General features: G+C 65.6%; 16 protein-coding genes. 2 read left to right on the top strand and 14 right to left on the bottom strand.

Translation table 11 applies throughout. The features are described from left to right. Nucleotides 1-109: 109 nt before the first annotated feature. Together AB6M95_RS08650 and AB6M95_RS08655 are read left to right on the top strand one after the other, a co-directional pair. Nucleotides 110-2,278 carry an adenylate/guanylate cyclase domain-containing protein gene (locus tag AB6M95_RS08650; RefSeq protein ID WP_371386337.1) on the top strand — a complete coding sequence of 723 codons (2,169 nt, stop codon included), beginning with the start codon at nucleotides 110-112 and terminating at the stop codon, nucleotides 2,276-2,278. Continuing rightward, nucleotides 2,268-3,665, top strand: a complete 1,398-nt coding sequence (locus AB6M95_RS08655) for an ABC transporter substrate-binding protein (RefSeq protein ID WP_371386338.1) — start codon at nucleotides 2,268-2,270, stop codon at nucleotides 3,663-3,665. Before AB6M95_RS08650 ends, AB6M95_RS08655 begins: the two co-directional genes overlap by 11 nt. 81 nt (nucleotides 3,666-3,746) lie before the next feature. Here the strand turns inward: AB6M95_RS08655 and AB6M95_RS08660 are convergent, their stop codons facing one another. The 14 genes from AB6M95_RS08660 to AB6M95_RS08725 all read right to left on the bottom strand — a co-directional run bounded on the left by AB6M95_RS08660 (nucleotide 3,747) and on the right by AB6M95_RS08725 (nucleotide 17,657). Beyond that, nucleotides 3,747-6,854: an efflux RND transporter permease subunit gene (locus AB6M95_RS08660; protein WP_371386339.1), complete on the bottom strand. Its 3,108-nt coding sequence runs from the start codon at nucleotides 6,852-6,854 to the stop codon at nucleotides 3,747-3,749. Between the two features lie 2 nt (nucleotides 6,855-6,856). Continuing rightward, complete coding sequence (locus tag AB6M95_RS08665; RefSeq protein ID WP_371386340.1) at nucleotides 6,857-7,948, bottom strand: efflux RND transporter periplasmic adaptor subunit; 1,092 nt, start codon at nucleotides 7,946-7,948, stop codon at nucleotides 6,857-6,859. Next, entirely contained in the window at nucleotides 7,945-8,628 is a 684-nt protein-coding gene (locus AB6M95_RS08670) for a CerR family C-terminal domain-containing protein (RefSeq protein WP_371386341.1), read from the bottom strand. Before AB6M95_RS08670 ends, AB6M95_RS08665 begins: the two co-directional genes overlap by 4 nt. Nucleotides 8,629-8,835: 207 nt before the next feature. Next, nucleotides 8,836-9,870, bottom strand: coding sequence for an extracellular solute-binding protein (locus AB6M95_RS08675; protein ID WP_371386342.1), 1,035 nt, complete (start codon nucleotides 9,868-9,870; stop codon nucleotides 8,836-8,838). Beyond that, on the bottom strand, nucleotides 9,867-10,634 hold the full coding sequence (potC, locus tag AB6M95_RS08680; protein WP_371386343.1) for a spermidine/putrescine ABC transporter permease PotC: 768 nt from the start codon (nucleotides 10,632-10,634) through the stop codon (nucleotides 9,867-9,869). The genes AB6M95_RS08675 and potC overlap by 4 nt, the downstream gene beginning before the upstream one ends. Continuing rightward, a complete protein-coding gene (gene potB, locus AB6M95_RS08685) occupies nucleotides 10,631-11,482 on the bottom strand; it encodes a spermidine/putrescine ABC transporter permease PotB (RefSeq protein WP_371386344.1) in 852 nt (283 codons plus the stop codon). Before potB ends, potC begins: the two co-directional genes overlap by 4 nt. Beyond that, nucleotides 11,472-12,590 (bottom strand): spermidine/putrescine ABC transporter ATP-binding protein PotA, encoded by a 1,119-nt coding sequence (gene potA / locus AB6M95_RS08690; RefSeq protein ID WP_371386345.1) that lies wholly within the window; start codon nucleotides 12,588-12,590, stop codon nucleotides 11,472-11,474. The genes potB and potA overlap by 11 nt, the downstream gene beginning before the upstream one ends. Nucleotides 12,591-12,628: 38 nt before the next feature. Continuing rightward, nucleotides 12,629-13,705, bottom strand: a complete 1,077-nt coding sequence (locus AB6M95_RS08695) for an acyltransferase family protein (protein ID WP_371386346.1) — start codon at nucleotides 13,703-13,705, stop codon at nucleotides 12,629-12,631. A gap of 89 nt (nucleotides 13,706-13,794) precedes the next feature. Then, a complete protein-coding gene (locus AB6M95_RS08700; RefSeq protein WP_371386347.1) occupies nucleotides 13,795-14,436 on the bottom strand; it encodes an SET domain-containing protein in 642 nt (213 codons plus the stop codon). 58 nt (nucleotides 14,437-14,494) lie between these two features. Further along, complete coding sequence (locus AB6M95_RS08705; protein WP_338669648.1) at nucleotides 14,495-14,767, bottom strand: hypothetical protein; 273 nt, start codon at nucleotides 14,765-14,767, stop codon at nucleotides 14,495-14,497. Nucleotides 14,768-14,781: 14 nt separating this feature from the next. Then, the gene (locus tag AB6M95_RS08710; RefSeq protein ID WP_371386348.1) at nucleotides 14,782-15,345 is read right to left on the bottom strand and encodes a GNAT family N-acetyltransferase; all 564 of its coding nucleotides are present in this window, start codon (nucleotides 15,343-15,345) and stop codon (nucleotides 14,782-14,784) included. A gap of 26 nt (nucleotides 15,346-15,371) precedes the next feature. Beyond that, nucleotides 15,372-15,710 carry a hypothetical protein gene (locus tag AB6M95_RS08715; RefSeq protein WP_371386349.1) on the bottom strand — a complete coding sequence of 113 codons (339 nt, stop codon included), beginning with the start codon at nucleotides 15,708-15,710 and terminating at the stop codon, nucleotides 15,372-15,374. Nucleotides 15,711-15,713: 3 nt separating this feature from the next. Further along, the gene (locus AB6M95_RS08720) at nucleotides 15,714-15,986 is read right to left on the bottom strand and encodes a hypothetical protein (protein ID WP_371386350.1); all 273 of its coding nucleotides are present in this window, start codon (nucleotides 15,984-15,986) and stop codon (nucleotides 15,714-15,716) included. A 270-nt stretch (nucleotides 15,987-16,256) separates the two neighbouring features. Further along, entirely contained in the window at nucleotides 16,257-17,657 is a 1,401-nt protein-coding gene (locus tag AB6M95_RS08725) for a sigma 54-interacting transcriptional regulator (protein WP_371386351.1), read from the bottom strand. Nucleotides 17,658-17,787: the final 130 nt, after the last annotated feature.

Raw genomic sequence — 17,787 nt, forward strand, 5'->3', positions numbered from 1 at the left:
ACGGGGTTGAGCCCGGAACGATTTCAGGTGTATGCAATCCATAAGGAGCGCCCTGTATCCGGTCCGGCACAATCGGGTCCGGCCGGAGAACTCGCCGGGGATGAGTCGCATGAAACGGTGCTTTCCCTTCCACCTGAACATCGTCACGGTGTTCTCCATCCTGATTACGGTCATCGTTTCCGCAGTGGTCATGTACGGCTACCGGGGCAATTCCTCGGCCGCGCTGGTCTCGGCCCGGCAACTGCTCGTGCGGGTCGGCTCCTCGATCTCCGAGCGGTCGAGGACCCTCTTCGACACGGCCTTCGACACCACGAACATCTATGTGGACTTTCCGGGGATCGCCGAAAAGGCTTCGGTCCATTCCCATCCCATGAGCCACGCCTTTTTCCGTTTCCTGGAGCAGCACCCGGACTTCACCTCCGTGTACATCGGCTTCGACGACGGCGATTTCTACCTGGTCTCCCCCCTGCGCGGGCGGGAGGGCATGATGCGGCGGCAGGGCATCCCCGACGACGCGGCCTGGTATACCCAGAACATCGGCCATCTGGCGGACGGGACCCGCTACGAACTGAAGAAGTACCTGGATGCGGGGTTCGTCACCGTGGGCTCCTCGGTCACGCGCGGGGTGCGCTACGACCCCCGGGAGCGCTGCTGGTACAAGGCGGCCCAGGTGCGGGACGCTCCCACCCTGAGCGACATCTACGTCTTCTCCCTGTCAGGGGAGCCGGGCATCACGGTTTCGCGGCGGTTCGAGAGCCGGGTCTCCGGGGTGTTCGGGGTGGACCTCTCCCTGGCCGATCTCTGCCGCTTCGTGCGGCGGCAGGCCATGGGCGACAACAGCGAGATCGCCATCTTCGACGGCGCGGGCAAGCTCTACGCCTATTCGAACCTGGACCGGCTGGTGCGGAGCATCGGGCCCGACCCGCAGGCGTCCGATGCGGACGCGCCCGGAGAGACCGGGATTGAACGGCTGGGCGTTCCGTCCCTGACCGCGCTGGTGCGGAATTTCAGGGCGGGCGGCGAGCAGGGCGTGGAGGCCGGGGAGATGTCCGTGGGCGAGGTGCGCTACCTGTTCCGGGTGGCTCCGCTGCCCGCCGAATACGGCAGGAAGCTGTTCGTGGCCGTGGCCGTGCCCGAGGAGCAGTTCACCGGGCCCATCGCGGCCATCGGCAAGAAGACCCTGCTCGTCTCCCTGGCCCTGTTGCTGCTGAGCATGCCCCTGGTCTACGGCGTGGCCAAGCTGATCAGCCGCCCGCTCATCCAGCTGACCGAGTCGGTGGACAACATCAGGGCGTTCAACCTGCGCGTCCCGGTGGCCATCAAGACCTTCATCCTGGAGATCCGGGACCTGGGGGCCGCCCTGGAGACCATGCGCAGTTCGCTCAACGCGTTCGGCAGCTACGTTCCCCGGCCGCTGGTCAAGCAGATGATCACCAACGACATATCCCCGGTCCTGGGCGGCGACCGGCGCGAACTGACCCTGTTGTTCAGCGACATCGAGGGGTTCACCAGCCTGTCCGAGGGGCTGTCGCCCGAGACGCTGACCTCGGACATCACCGAGTATTTCAAGCGCGTCAGCCAGGTCATCCTGCGCACCAACGGCACGGTGGACAAGTATATCGGCGACGCGGTCATGGCCTTCTGGAACGCCCCGGTGCGCAACGCGGCGCACGCCCACGACGCCTGCCTGGCGGCCCTGCGCTGCCGGGCGGCCCTGCGGATATTCAACCGGGGGCGGCGCGAGGCGGGCCGCCCCGAGTTCAAGACGCGCATGGGCGTCCACACCGGGGAGGTCGTGGTCGGCAATATCGGGTCCGCCGACCGCATGGCCTACACGGCCATCGGCGCGAGCGTGAACCTGGCCTCCCGCCTGGAGGGGCTGAACAAGTACCTGGGCTCGTCCATTCTGGTCAGCGAGACCACCCGCCGCGCGGCCGGGGACGTGTTCGTCTTCCGCTTCGCCGGGCGGGTCGTGGTCAAGGGCACCTCCTCCGGGGTGGGCGTCTACGAGTTGCTCGGCACGCGGCACGGTTCGTCCGGTGCGTACGCTCCGCTGGCCATGGACGAGGGTGCCGAGGACCGGATCAGGGAGTGGGACGTCTGTTTCGGCCTCCTCCTGGCCAGGGAATTCGCGGCGGCGGCCGCCGCCTTCAGGGCCTATATAGATGCCCACGGACCGGACCGGCTGGCGGAGCATTTCCTGGCCCTGTCCGAAACCTTCCTGTCCCGGCCTCCGGCTGCCGACTGGAACGGGGAGCAGGTCTTCGATGCCAAATAGACGCTCGAGCCACGGACGTTTCGTCCTTCTGCTGGCCGTGATCCTGCTGTTCCGGGCCGGAGCCGCCGGGGCGGCCACGCCCGTGAACTTCTGGACCACCGAGGTCGCCCGTGACAGGCAGGCGGTCGTCGAGTACCTGGCCAAGGTCTTCACGATCTTCAACCCGGACGTGGAAGTCCATGTAACGGGGGTGGAGGAGAACGCCATGGCCGGGACCCTGGAGGCGGCCATCCGGGAGGGGCGCGGCCCGGACATGATCAGCTGCGCCTCCAATCTGGTGGTGGCCTTCAGCAATCGGGGCTGGATGGACAGGGACGGGGCCGCCAGAGTGATCGACGCGGTGGGGCGCAGGCGGTTCTTCGCCGGGACGCTCAGCCGGGTCAGCCTGCCCGACGGCAGGCCGTGCGGCATCCCCTTCAACGGCTGGATCCAGGGCGTCTGGTACCGCAAGGACTGGTTCGAGGCGGCCGGGCTGGCCCCGCCCGACACCTGGGACGCCCTGCTCAAGGCGGCCAGGACCCTGCACGACCCGGCCCACGGGCGTTATGGGGTCCTGGTGGGCACCCGCAACGACGCCTATGCCGAGCAGGTCTTCACCCACCTGGCCAAGTCCGCGGGCGTGCGCGAGTTCACCCCGGACGGCAAGGTGGTCTTCGACTCCCCGGCCACGGTCAAAACGCTCGAGTTCTACGCCGAGCTGGCCCGCTACACCCCGCCCGGCCCGCAGTGGTGGCGCGGCAGGGACTATTACCTCCAGGGCAGGCTGGCCATGATGTTCTATTCGACCTTCATCATGGACGACCTGGCGGTGCCGTCCGTGGCCGCCGACTCCCTGACCGGCAGGAATTTCGCGGACCTTGAGGGCGCGCCCTTCGACGGTCTGCTCCCGGAAAAGACGGGCATGGTCTCCAGCCTGACCGGGATCCGGACGGCCGGGTACGGGGTGCTGCATGCCCTGGGGCTGGTCAAAAGCGGGGACCCGGCCCGCAGCGAGGCGGCCCGGCGGTTCGCCCGGTTCCTGTTCCGCGAGGACGCCTACGTGACCTGGCTGCACATGGCCCCGGGCGGGATGATGCCCGTGCTCCAGGACATCGCCGCCTCCCCGGCCTTCTACCGCGACCCTCAGGGAATCTTCCAGAAGTACCGGCGCAAGCGGCTGGAATCCATCCTGGCCGGATTCGACTCCCTGCAAAGCTTCGAGTTCGAGGACGGCCGGCTCATCCCCGAGGCGGCCCAGGTCTCGGCCCAGGGGATCATCGGCCGGATGATCGAGGAGACGCTGTCGGGCAGGGCTGCGCCGGAGCGGGCCGTTCATGAGGCCGCCGGGCGCATGAAGGCCATCGCCGGGCGCATGAAGGCCATCGCCGGGCGGCAAGCGGCCCGCTGACCGGATGGTCTCTCCACCGGGAAAGGGAAAAGGGCGGCCCCGCCGAAGCGGGCCGCCCTTTCTTGTCGTTCTTCCGGGCGCCTATTCGGCGGCCGTTTCCACGTGGAGGTCGCTGCCCCTTTCCACGATCCGCTGATCCCACACATAGTCCTTGAACTTCTGGCGGAAGAAGAAGGAGTAGAGGACCGGGCAGAGCACCAGGGTCAGGACCGTGGCCACGGTCAGGCCGGACATGATCAGGTTGGCCATGGGCCGCCACATCTCGCCGCCCTGGAGGGAGAGCGGGACCATGCCGATGATGGTCGTGGTGGCGGTCATGATGATCGGGCGGGCGCGTTCCATGGACGAGAGCACGATGGCGTCGGCCATGGCCAGCCCCCGGCCGCGCTGTATCTCGATGCGGTCGATGAGCATGATGGCGTTGTTCACGATGATGCCGAGCAGGGAGATCATGCCGAGCATGGGCATGAACCCGAAGGGCGAGTTGGTGGACAGCATGCCCACCGAGATGCCGATGAACATGGGCGGCAGGGTGAGCAGGATGATCAGCGGGCGGCGGATGGAGTTGAACTGGAAGATGAGCACCAGCACGAGCAGCCCCATGGCCAGCGGCATATGGGCGTTGATGGCCTCCTGGGCCTCGGCGCTCTCCTCGAATTCGCCGCCGTACTCCACGTTGTAGCCCAGCGGCCAGTCGCCGCCGTCCATGAGCTTCTGCACGGCCGGGCGGACTTTGCTCAGGATGGACAGGGCGTAGTAGCCGTCGGCCACGTCCGCCTTGATGGTCATGGTCCGGCCCTGGTCGCGGCGGCGGATGTCCGACGGCTGCCATTCCAGCCTGGTGGTGGCCACCTGGGACAGGGGCACGCTCGCCCCGGTGTCGTAGGAGTAGACGTTCAGGCTGTCGATCTTGTCCAGGTGGTTGCGGAATCCCTCGTCGTTGCGCAGCAGGATGGGGATGATGGTGTCGCCCTCGCGGTAGTCCGAGGCGGGCAGCCCGGACATGGCGGCCTGGAGGGACACGGCCACGTCGAAGCTGGACAGCCCGGCTTCGCGGGCCTTGTCCTGGTCCACCTTGACGATCATCTTCTTGGTCCACTGGCCCCAGTCGTCCCAGACGCGGGTCACGCCCGTCTGATTCTCCACGATGGGCACGATCTTGTCGCGCAGGGCGTAGAGGGTCTTGATGTCCGGGCCGGACAGGCGGATCTGGAGCTTGGCGCCCACCGGCGGGCCGTTCATCAGCTTGTTCAGGCTGTAGTCGGCGTCGGGAAAGCCCTTTTTCAAGGCCTCGCGGGTGCGTTGGATGACCTGGTCCACGGCCTCGATGGAGGCGGTGTTGACCACGAAGGTGGCCAGGTTGTCGTTCTTCTGCTCCAGGTTCAGCGGCAGGTACCAGCGCGGCCCGCCGTGGCCCACGAACACGCCCACGCCGGTCACTTCCTTGTCGGCCAGGAGGACCTTTTCCAACCGCTCCACGCGCCGCTGCGTGGCGGTGATGTCCGTGCCGTAGGGCTGCCAGAAGTCGATGGTGAACTGGGCCCGCTCGTTGGGCGGGAAGAACATCTTGGGCACGTACCGGAAGGCCCAGCCCGAGACCGCGCAGCACAGCAGTATCCCGGCCACGAACGCGACCCGGTGGCGCAGGGACCACAGGAGCAGGCCCCGGTAGGCGCGGTACAACCGGCTCGAAAAGGTCTGGACCGTCAGCTTGGGCTTGAGCAGGTAGTAGCACAGCATGGGGACCATGGACATGGACAGCCCCCAGGAACAGGTCAGGGTCAGGGTGATGACGATGAACAGGGACGCGCAGAACTCGCCCACCGGGTGGGTGGTGGCCAGCGGGATGGGCAGGAAGGCGAAGATGGTCGTCAGCGACGCGGCCAAGAGCGGCATCCACAGTTCGCCGACCGCGCCGGTGGCGGCCTTGAGCCGGTCCTCGCCCGCGGCCAGCCGGACCAGGATGGCCTCGGACACGACCACGCCGTTGTCCACCAGGATGCCCAGCGAGATGATCAGCGAGGCGATGGAGATGCGTTGCAGCCCCACGCCGAGGTAGGGCATGAGCGCGATGCAGCCGAGCATGGCCATGGGCACCAGGGACCCGGCGATGACGCCCGTGCGCAGCCCCGCGAAGAGCAGGATGATGACCACCACGAAGGCGAAGGACTCGATCAGGTTGATCATGAAGTCGTTGATGGCCGTGTTGACGTAGTCGGGCTGGAACACGACCAGGTTGGTGTCGAGCCCGACGAACATGTTGGCCTTGATCTCGCCGAGGCGCTTGGCGACCCGCTGCCCGAGTTCGGTGATGTTGCCCCCGTCGGCCATGGACACGGCGAGCATGAGGCACGGCTTGCCGTTGTACCGGGCCATGGTGGACGGCGGGTCCGTGAAGCCGCGCGTGATGTCGGCCACGTCGGCCAGCCGGACCGAGGTTTTCTTGCCCGGCGGGCGGATGGACAGGGAATGGATGTCCTGCACGCCCTTGAACTCGCCCGTGGGCTCGATGACGATGCGCTCGGGCCCGACCATGCTCGAACCGCTGGGCTGGAGCGTGTTCTGGCGGTCGATCATCTGGGCCAGGGTGAACGGGCTGACTCCGGCGGCGGCCATGCGCGAGTTGGTGAAGTCCACGAAGATGCGTTCGTCCTGAACGCCCCAGCGCTCGACCTTGCCCACGCCCTTGATCTTGAGCAGTTCGTCGCGCATGTCGTCGGCCGCGTCCTTGAGCTCGCGGTAGGAGAACCCGTCGCCGGTCAGGGCGATGACGATGCCGTATACGTCGCCGAACTCGTCGTTGACCAGCGGGGTCCGGGCCTCGGTGGGCAGGTCCGGGGCGGCGTCGTCCACCTTGTTGCGCAGCTTCTGCCAGTAGGGCTGCATGTCCATGATGGTGTCTTCGAACTCCACCTCGATGATGGACAGGCCGGACATGGACTGCGACTTGACGGTCTTGACCCCGTCGATCTCGCGGATCTTCTCTTCGAGCTTGTCGGTGACCAGCTCCTCCACCCGCTGGGGCGATGCGCCGGGAAAGACCGTGGAGATGACCCCGGTGCGGATGGTGAAGTCCGGGTCCTCGCTCTTGGGAATGGAGAAGAAGGTCATCACCCCGCTGACCGCGATGAGCAGGAACAGGACGAGGGAGGTGCGGTTGTTGGTGATGCACCACTTTGCCAGGTTCATGATCAGCCCTCCGCCCCGTTGTTGACCAGCCGGACCTTGCGGCCTTCCTCAAGGCTGTGCACGCCCCGGATGACGATCACGTCGCCCTCGCCGATGCCGCCGAGTACTTCGAGCCCGGCCGGGGTCAGCTGGCCCACGGTGACGTCGCGGCGGGTCACGGTGGAGGTCTTGGGGTCCACTACCCAGACCGCGTGCGCGCCGTCGGGCTCGCCGACGACGGCCACCGGGGGCAGGTAGAAGGCGGCCTTGGCATGGCCCAGGCCGGTGAAGTTGACGTGCCCGGACATGCCGCTGCGCACCATCCGGTCCTCGTTGTCCAGGTAGACCTTGACCGGGTAGGTGGAGCCCGTGCCGGATTCCACGCTGATTTCCTGGACCGTGCCCTTCATGGTCCGGCCCGGCAGGGCGTCGAAGACCACGGCCACCTCGTCCCCTTCCCTGACCTGGGAGATGAGGGTGTCGGGCACGGAGATGTACATCTTCATCTGGCGGCCCGCGTTGTAGGTGGCGATGGCCTGCCCTGCGGTCACGTTCTGGTGCACGTCGGCCTCGACCTCGCCGATCCAGCCGTCGAAGGGCGCGTGCAGGGTGGTGTAGCCCAGGCGCTTGCGGGCGATGTCCAGCTGCTTGGCCGAGGCGCTCAGCTGTGCCTCGAAGGACTTGAAGTCCGCTTCCACCTGATCGAGTTCGCCGCGCGAGATGACCCTGCCCTCGAACAGCCGGGAGTTGCGCTCCATGTCCGCCTTGGCCCGGACGTAGTTGGCCCGGATCTGCTCCATGTTGGCCTTGGCCTGCCTGAGCTCCAGCTCGTAGTCGGACGGATCGAGGCGGGCGATGACCTCGCCCTCGGCGAACTTGCGGCCGATCTGGTTGCCGGGAAATTCGACGATCTTGCCGCCCACGCGGAAGGAGAGCCGGGTGGCCAGGGCGTCCTCGGCGGTGCCCGCGAAGGACCACAGCTTGCTGCTGTCGGCCCGTACGGCCTTGGTCGTCTTGACCGGTCGGACGGGCTCGGGCACGGGCTCGGGCGAGCGGTCGCAGGCGGCGAGCAGGGTCAGGCAGATCAGGGCGGCGATAGGAAGGAAACGGTTCATTGTGCATTCTCCATGGGGAGGCCGAGCAGGCCTCGGATGCGGGTCTTGACGATGGCTTCGATGGTTTTGTGGTGCCCCTGGTAGGAGTCCCAGCCCAGGCGCTTGCAGATCAGGGCGTGGCTTTCCAGGAGCTGGATGATGATGCTGACGATCAGGTGCCCGGTGAGGATCGCGTCCGTCTCGTCCCGGCAGTGGGCTGCGGTTTCCCTGACCAGGACGGACAGGGATTCCAGGTTCGGGCTGAAGAATTCGGCCTCCATTTTGGAGAAGATTTCGGTCGGATGGACCAACTCGCGGGAGATGATGACCACGCCCCATAGATAGTCGGTGCGGACCAGCAGCCCGTCGATCAGGGCGCCCATGAACCAGTCCACCACCTCGGCCCTCTCCTCCGGCGTTTCCCCGGCCTCGGCCAGGCGCGCCCGGACCGCCTCTGTGGGCGGGAATATCTGGTCGCGGACGTTGGTGATCTCCTGGATAATGGCCTCGTACAGCCCGGCCTTGCCGCCGAAATGGTAGCTGATGGTGGCCAGGTTGACCCCGGCCTCGGCCGCAAGGGTGCGCATGGAAACGCCGTTGTAGCCGTTCTTGGCGAACAGCTCCGCGCCCGTATCCAGCAGCGTGATCCGGGTTTCCTCGCCTTGGGCCCGCTTGAGGGACTTGCGTCCTCTTTCAGTCATGCCTGCCTCCGTGGGATGGGTGTCGATTGTCGGAAAAGTGGATTCTTACTCCCGCCTCACCATGTTTGTCAAACGTTCGTTTAAGATAAAAACAAATGTTTTAAAGTTGGCGCGCTCTAAGTGCGGGGCGTCTTCGGTGAGGTCGGGCAAAAAAAAAGGCCGGACGCTCGTCCGGCCTTTGGCGTTATCGTCGGAAGAAGTCTCCGCCTATTCGTTGGAGCCCTTGAGCTTGACCCAGTAGTCCTCGTAGAGCTTCATGGCGTCGCCGATGTCGTCCTGGAACTCGCCGCGCGCGGCGGTGGCCGCGTCGGGGTAGACGATGGGGTTGTCCGCCACTTCGGGCTCGAGGAATTCGGCGGCCTTGGCGTTGGGGGTGGAGTAGCCCATCTCGGTGGAGATGGTCGCGGCCACGTCCGGGCGCAGCAGGTAGTTCAGGAAGGCGTGGGCCTCATCCAGGTTCTTGGCCCCCTTGGGGATGCACAGGGAGTCCATCCACATGGAGAAGCCCTCCTTGGGGTAGACGTACTTGATCTCCGGGTTCTCCTGGTTGGCGACGTAGGCCTCGCCGTTCCAGATCACGCCCACGGAGACCTCGCCGGACAGCAGGGCCTGCTTGGGCGAGTCGGAGTCGAAGACGCGCACATAGGGCATGAGCTTCTTCAGCTTCTGATAGGCCTGCTCCAGGTGTGCCGGGTCGGTGTCGTTCAGGGAGTAGCCCAGGCTCTTCAGGGCGATGGCGAAGACCTCGCGCGGGTCGTTGGGCAGGAGCAGGCGGCCCTTCATCTCCGGCTTCCAGAGGTCGGCGTAGGAGGTCACGGCGCCCTCGCCAAGAAGGCCCGTGTTCACGGCGATGGCCGTGGAGCCCCACATGTAGGGCACGGAGAAGGTGTTGTCCGGGTCAAAGGGCTGGTCCGTGAACTTGTCCGAGAGGTTGGGGAAGTTGGTCAGCTTGGACTTGTCGAGCGGCAGGAGCATGTCCTGGCGGCGCATGAGCCCCACGTAGTCGGACGAGGGCACGATCAGGTCGTAGCCGTCGCCGGCCAGCTTGATCTTGGCGTACATCGCCTCGTTGCTGTCGTAGTTGGAGATGTGCACCTTGATGCCGGTCTCCTTGGTGAAGTTCTCGACCACCTCGTCCGGGATGTATTCGGACCAGATGTAGAGGTAGAGTTCCCCGCTGCCGGCAAGGGCCGGGACCGCGAAGGCGAGGGTCAGGACGATTGCGAGCAGTAGCTTTTTCATGACTTCTCCTTGAGCAGCCGCCGCGACAGGAGGACGGCGGCCACGGTTATAATGATCATCAGCACGCTCAGCGCGTTGACGTCCGGCTTGATGCCGAGACGGACCATGGAATATATCCGCAGGGGCAGGACCTCGTAGGTCGGCCCCGTGGTGAAGAAGGAAACGATGACGTCGTCCAGGGACATGGTGAAGCTCAGCAGCCAGCCCGCGATGAGGCCGGGCGCGGCCATGGGCAGGACGATGCGCCGGAAGACCTGGTACTCCACGGCCCCCAGGTCGCGGGCGGCCTCGACCACGGTGGGGTCGAACCCCTTGAACCGGGAGTAGACCGTGGCCGTGACGAACGGTACGCACAGGGTCACGTGGCCCAAGAGCAGGGTCCAGAAGCCGAGCGACAGGCCCAGGCCGAGGAACAGGACCAGCAGCGAGATGCCGATGACGATGTCCGGGGACATCATCATGACGAAGATGGAGGCGAAGACCGCGCGGCGGCCCTTGAAGCGATACTGGTGGAGCATGAACGCGGCCAGGGTGCCGATGACGCAGGAGACCGTGGCCGAGACCACGGCGATGGTCATGGAGCGCAGGGCCGCGTCGATCAGGGTGTCGTTGTGCAGCAGCCTGCCGTACCAGTGCAGGGTGAACCCCTTCCAGGCCAGGGAATACTTGGAGGCGTTGAAGGAATAGACCGCGATGACCACCAGCGGCAGGTAGAGGAAGGCGAAGACCAGGGCGGCGTAGGCCCGCTTTATCCAGATGTTCATATGCGCACCTTCCTTCCGGCCCGGCGCACGCTCTTGTAGTACAGGGCGAGCATCAGCCCCATGATCAGGGTCATGGCGATGGAGGCCGCCGCCCCCAGCGGGATGTTCCGGGCCGCCAGGAACTGGTCGCGGATGTAGTTGCCGAGCAGCATGGTCCGCGCCCCGCCCAGGATGTCCGGGATGTAGAACATGCCCAGCGCGGGCAGGAAGACGAGCATGCAGCCCGAGACGATGCCGGGCATGGTCAGCGGGATGGTGATCTTGCGGAAGGTCGAGAAGCGGCTCGCCCCGAGGTCGCGCGAGGCCTCCAGGAGCTTGCAGTCCAGCTTCTCGATGGCCGCGTACAGCGGCAGGATCATGAACGGCAGCAGGGTGTAGACCAGGCCGATGAAGACGGCGGTGGGCGTGTACATGAGCTTGACCGGCGCGTCGACCACCCCGAGGAAGAGCAGGAACTTGTTGACCACGCCGTCGGCCTTGAGCACGGCCACCAGGGCGTAGGTGCGGATCAGGGTGTTGGTCCAGAACGGGATCATGACCAGCAGGAGCAGGGTAGGGGTGTAGCGTTTGTCCGCCCGGGCCACGATGTAGGCGAAGGGGTAGCCGATGAGCAGGCACAGCAGGGTGGCCGTGGCGGCCATGACCATGGACTCGGCCAGCATGGACCCCAGGGCGGGCTGGAGCAGTTCGCGGTAGCTCGCGAAGGAGATAATCGGCTCGATCAGGCTGTCCGGGTCGCGCTTGAGGAAGCTGACCGCCAGGAGCATGAGGGTGGGCACGGCCCCGAACAGGACCATCCAGCCGAGCACGCCGGTGACGACCAGCCGTTTGAACAGGCTATCCTTCATGGGGCAGGATCACCTCCCATCCCTCGAACCAGCCCACGGCCACGCGGTCGCCGGTATGGAAGTACAGGGTCTCGCTGTCCTCGTCGAAGAATTCGGTCACCAGGATGCGCTTGCCGTCGTCCAGGGTGATGTCCACATCGTAGGTGGCCCCCCGGTAGCAGGTGCCGTCCACCGTGCCCTTGAGCAGGGCCTTGGCGAACTTGTCGGCCAGGTCCGGGGACTCCTCCAGGTCCTTCATGACCTCCACGCGGAAGTCCTCGGGCCGCAGGAGCACGTGCACGCGGTCGCCGTCCGCGAACTCGCGCCTGGCCTTGACCAGCACGGAAGCGCCCTCGACCTCGGCGGTGTAGCTCTCGCCCCGGCGGCCGGTGATGGTCCCGTCCAGGACGTTGATCTCGCCCACGAAGCGGGCCACGTACAGGTTGGCCGGTTCCTCGTAGATCTCGCGCGGGGAGCCCACCTGTTCGATGCGCCCGTCGTTCATGACCACCACCCGGTCGGACATGGAGAAGGCCTCCTCCTGGTCGTGGGTGACCAGGACGAAGGTGATGTCCAGGGTGCGCTGCAGCTCCTTGAGCTCCTTCTGCATCTGCTTGCGCAGCCGGTAGTCCAGGGCGGACAGGGGCTCGTCCAGGAGCAGGACGCGGGGCTTGTTGACGATGGCCCGGGCGATGGCCACGCGCTGCTGCTGGCCGCCGGACAGCTCCTTGGGCATGCGACGGCCCATGGATTCCAGGCAGACCAGCCTGAGGGCCTCGTCCACGGTGCGCCGGACGTCGGCCTCGCCCGTCCCGGCGATGCGCAGGCCGAAGGCCACGTTGTCGAAGACGTTCATGTGCGGGAACAGGGCGTAGCTCTGGAACACGGTGTTCACGGCCCGAGACTCCGGGGGCACGCCCTTGACCGAGCGTCCGTCCAGCTCCACCACCCCGCGGTCGCACTCCTCGAATCCGCCGAGGATGCGCAGGATGGTGGTTTTGCCGCACCCCGAGGGCCCGAGCAGAGTGATGAACTCCCCGTCCTCTATGGACAGGGAGATATTTTCGACGGCGGTCTCCCCGTCAAACGACTTGGAGACGCTGTCCAGGGTGACGACAGGCTGAATCATGTGTTTCCTTTATGGGTGCGGCGTCGTGGCGGACGCGGTCACGGAATGCTTACGGGCTGCAGGACAGCCCCGTCCTCCGGGACGATAAGCGCATGGCGGCGACGCAATTTGGTTTTCAGGGACTCGATGCCCGGGTTGAACAGGAAATGGACCACGATGGAGGCCGCCAGCGCGGCGGCCACGATCTGTCCCCCTTCGGGGTCGTCCGCATAGGTCTCGAACAGGGCGATGGCGATGTAGTGCAGCAGATAGAACGGGTAGCTGATCTTGCCCGCGAACCGATCTAATCTTAACCGTTTGAAGCCGCGAAAGACAAGGGGCATCGAAAACAGGGCCGCAGTGGGCAGAAAAAAGGGCAGAAGCGGCCGGGGCGCGCCGTCGGCCACCAGGGCCAGTCCGGCCAGGGCCAGGAACAGCCCGTAGTCGTACCAGCGCGGGGTTTCGGGCAGCCGCCGGTGGACCCGGTAGGCCAGGATGCCGCCCGCGAAGAGCCAGAATTCCAGCGGGTAGAACCGCTTGAAGAAAATCACCCCGGACAGGGGGGAGGCCATGACCGCGAACTTGAGGGCCAGGCTGGCGGCCATGAGTCCGACCAGGGTCCGGGTGCGCAGCCGGACCAGGAAGGGGGCCATGGCGTAGAAGGTCGCTTCCAGCGACAGGGACCACGCCTGGATGAGCGGGGCGTCGGCCCACAGGGCGTCGTGGTTGTAGGCCGTGAAGTGCAGGCCGCCCCCCGGGGTTCGGGCCAGGGAGAAAAGCAGCTCCTGCCCGAAGGTGGTGGCCGAGGTCCAGGCCATGACCAGGAAGGCGGCGGGGTCGGCCACGATGGCCCGCAGGGTCGCCCGGTTGGTCAGGGAGTGGACGTCCAGGCTGGTCAACAGCCCCAGGCTGATCACCAGGGCCAGGACGTACATGGGGTACAGGGTCAGGAAACGGCTCCAGTAGAAGGAGCGCGCGTCGCGGTAGGACCGATCCAGGACCAGGGCCATGTAAAAGCCGGAGATGGCGAAAAAGGTCAGCACCGCCTCGTGGCCGTTGACCAGGGGCGCCCCTTCGAAGGTGGGGAAGTGCGAGTTGAAGACCGCGAAGGCGAGCAGCAGGCGGATGAGCCCCATACCGTTACCTCCCTCTCCGGGGAACCGGGCCGCCGTGGGCCGGCCGGGTGGTGCATGCGGCATGCGCCGCAACGATCCGCCTCAATCTCTCAGCCGTTGACCCCGAATGGGGCGGGCTTGAGGTTGTCGGGCGGGACCGCGGACAGGATGGCCGGGGGGCGGTGCAGGGCGGTCACCGAAAGGTAGGGCTCCTCGCCGCAGAGGTAGGCGCGCAGCCGGTGCTTGGTCTCGCCGTCCATGCAGGCCATGAGCGGCTGGGGCACGTCGGCCGTCTTGGCCAAGGCGTCCCGGATGAGCCCGTCCCAGGCCGCGTGGAACCGTTCCAGATCGTCGGGGCGCAGCCGTTTGCGGCAGCGGGTGCAGCCGCAGCTCAGGGGGATGTCCCGGCCCAGGTCGAACAGGCCGTACTCCTCGCAGATCTCCTGGCCCTTCCAGATGTCGCGCACCGCGATCTCGAAGCCGTAGGCCGTGGCCATGACGTTGCAGTCGCAACGGTGGTTGACGTAGCGCGCGTTGTCGCGGCTGACGATGTGCACGCCGGACTCGTCGGCGTACGCGGTCTTGCCGGGGGTGTCGTCCACGACGGTCCGGTTGGCGGTGCGGGCCACGTAGGCCGCCTCCAGCGGGTCGCGGACGTAGACGATGGTGCCGCGCGGGATGTCCTCGGCGGCGAACACGCCGTACCCGATGGTCGGGTCGACGAAGCGCACTTCGGTCTTGGGATGCATCATGGAAATTCACCGCTGCCGCCGGGGCGGAAGCACGTTCGAGAGTGGGGCGCGGACGGCCCTACCAGTCCTCGTCGGTATCGTAGTCGATCTCGTCCTCGAGGGTGTAGTTGCGCACCTTGATGCGCAGCTCGTCCTCGTCCTCCACGACCACGCCTTCGGCCGTGACCCACCTGTCGATATACTCGATCAGGCTCTCGCCGTTCTCGTCGGGCTCCACGATAAACTCCTCCTCGCCATCCACGAGCAGGACCACGCCGGAAACGGTTTCATTGTCCCAATCCAGGGGGAGTATCTGTCCGAACAGGGAATCTTCGTACACGTCGGTAGCCATCTTCTCCCGCTCCTCTATTGATAGTTGTTGTCGGCGTCTTCTTCGTCGATGTTGAGGCGGTAGACAAGACCGCCGTCCATGGGAATGAACTGCTTGCAGAACCGGCGCTGGACCGAGAAGCCGTTGGCCTCGTAGAACAGCCGGGCGTTTTCGAAGGCGCGCCCCTCGCCGGTTTCCAGGAAAATCGATCGGCCCAGCTCCCCGACCGCCCGCCGGGTCATCTCGGCCACCAGGGCCGAGCCGATGCCCAGCCTCCGGAACTCGGGGTCCACGGTGATGCCGTAGAGCTCGAACTCGCCGGGCCAGTACATGATCGGGCCGTAGCAGAGGAACCCGATGATCCGCTCGCCCTGCGCGTCGCAGACCTTGGCCAGGAGGAAGGTCTGCGCCTCCTCGCCGTTGCCGTACGCGCAGTCCCAGGCCATGTCCTCGGCGGACAGCATGGCGTCTGCCGAAAACAGTCCGCTGGAGGCGGCCATGTTCAGGATGGTTTCCACATCGTCGGGCGTGATGCCCGAGGAAATGCGGACCTCCCGCATGTCGTCGCGGGCGTCGTCTTCTCTGGTTGTCGTGTCCATGGTGATCTCGAAGCCGTGTGGGCTCGTCAGGCGAGGCGGTGGGGCCGCTCGCCGCGTTTGAGGTTCATAGATGTATAGTTCATCGACGAGGTGTCGCCGATAACCTCGATGGTCTCGACATCGATGCTGTCGATGCCCAGGGAGTTCGTCACGGTGCCGGTGACCTCGCAGGTCCTGCCTTCCAGCGCGGTGGGGTCCTGCTCCACGCCGAGGAGCAGGTACTCCGTGTCGCCGTCCTTGAGCACCAGGCCGAAGTCGGTGTTGACCACCAGGCCCCAGAAGGTCGAGGCGCCCTCGGCCAGGGACAGGGAGGGGATGAGACAAAGGGCCGCAGCCAGCAGCAGGGGAATCAGTTGTTTTCGCATGGGCTATCCTGGGATGTTGTTTTCCACGGGCGTGAAGCTCTCCACGACCATGGACTCAACGCCGCGCTCCTTGCGGACCACGCCGGTGAAGACCGCCTCCGCCCTGGACAGGGACAGGAGGTTCGGGAGGCTCTTGAAATTCTCCACGAGAATTTCCCGCTCGTCCTTGCAGGCGATGAGCACCTCGGTCACGCGGAATTGCTCGTCCCATTGCCTGGGAACGACCATGCCCTTGACCGTGACCGTGTCGCGTCGGTGTTGTTTCTCTTGCTGCATCGAACTTCTCTACCAGGTGGTTTTGAAGTAGCGGGAAAAGCATGGAGCATGCCAAATACATAATTACTTGAAATTGCTTATAAAAATTGTACAACGGTAGAACAATTGTCGGAACTTTTTGTTCCCGTTTTTCGCAACGCCGGGCCGCAGGGGTGGTGAAAACACCTTTCCGGTGGCTGAGACGGTCTGTGGCGGCGTAGAAAATCATCATGTATTCAACTAGTTGCAGAATTAAAGGAATTTTTAATTCTGATTGTCTCAAAAACGGAACTATCGATTCCTCTTTCGAAAGTCCATCTTGTCCAGCCCGTGGCGGCCCAGGAGCTTGGACAACTGCCGGGTGGTCACGCCCGCGCGCCCGGCCGCGTCCTTGACCACGCCGTTGCACTGCTCGAGCAGGCTCGACAGGTACTGGCGCTCGAACCGGTCCACGGTGATGCGCCGCGCCTCCTTGAGGGGCAGGCTGGTCCGGACCGGCGAGGTGACCACCTCGCCCTGGGTGTCCAGGAGGTCCGGCGGGAAGCTCTCGGGCAGGAGCACGTCCCCGGTCTCCAGGATGCAGGCCCGCTCGATGACGTTCTCCAGCTCGCGCACGTTGCCCGGCCATTCGTATTCCATGAGCCGGTCCAGGACCTGCGGGTGGATGCCCTTGACCTCGGTGTTGAGCAGTCCGTTGAACTGCTGGATGAAGACCTCGGAGAGCCTCGGGATGTCCTCGCGCCGTTCGCGCAGGGGGGGAATGCGGATGGGGAAGACGTTCAGCCGGTAGAACAGGTCGCGCCGGAACTTGCCGCGCTCGCACAGCTCGTTCATATTCTCGTTGGTGGCCGCGATGATGCGCACGTCCACCGGGATGTCGGACTCGCCCCCCACGCGCTGGATGAACCGTTCCTGGATGACGTTCAGCAGCTTGACCTGGACCGACTGCGAGACTGTGCCGATCTCGTCCAGAAAAATGGTGCCCCCGTGGGCCAGCTCGAACTTGCCGAGCTTGCGCCGGACCGCGCCCGTGAAGGCGCCCTTCTCGTGGCCGAACAATTCGCTCTCCACCAGGGTGTCCGGGATGGCCCCGCAGTGCACGCTGATGAACGGCTGGCTCTTGCGGTTGGAGTGGGCGTGGATGAGCTTGGCGATGAGCGACTTGCCCGTGCCGGTCTCGCCCGTGAGCAGGACCGTGGTCCGGGTTCCGGCCACCTGGCGGATTTTGACGAAGACGTCGCGCATGGCCCGGCTGCGGGTGTCCACGTATTCCAGCGAGTCCTCGTTCCAGAACTGGCCGCGCAGGTAGTCGAGCTCGGACTTGAGCACGTCGGATTCGCGGACCTTGTCCACGATCAGGTCCAGCTCCTCGCGCTCCACGGGCCTCGTCAGATAGTCGAAGGCCCCGGCCTTGACCGCGTCCACGGCGTGGTGGGTGTTGGCCTCGTCCGCCAGGACAACAATGGCCGCCGACGGGTACTGCGACCACAGCCCCTCCAGCCCCTTGGCCACGGACGTGTGCTTGCCCAACAGGGACTCCACGTCCACGAACAGGGTGTCCACCTCCCGGTCCGGCGGCGCGTCCTTGGAAGTCGGAACCGCCCCGTTCTCGGTGTGTTTTTCCTGGCCGAACAGGCCGCCGATCTCCTCCGACCGGCTCCCGTCTCGGGTGATCACAAGCATTTTACGCATGACGGCTGATGTCTCCAGCCCCGTTGTACTTCGATGCCGCCCCCGAGACAATATCAAAAGATGCCATGGAAGACCGGGGGAAGGGGAGAGGGAAACCCTTTGAGAAAAGGGTTTCCCTCTCCCCTTCCCC

Source organism: Pseudodesulfovibrio karagichevae, from assembly GCF_041414475.1.
Lineage (GTDB): Bacteria > Desulfobacterota > Desulfovibrionia > Desulfovibrionales > Desulfovibrionaceae > Pseudodesulfovibrio > Pseudodesulfovibrio karagichevae.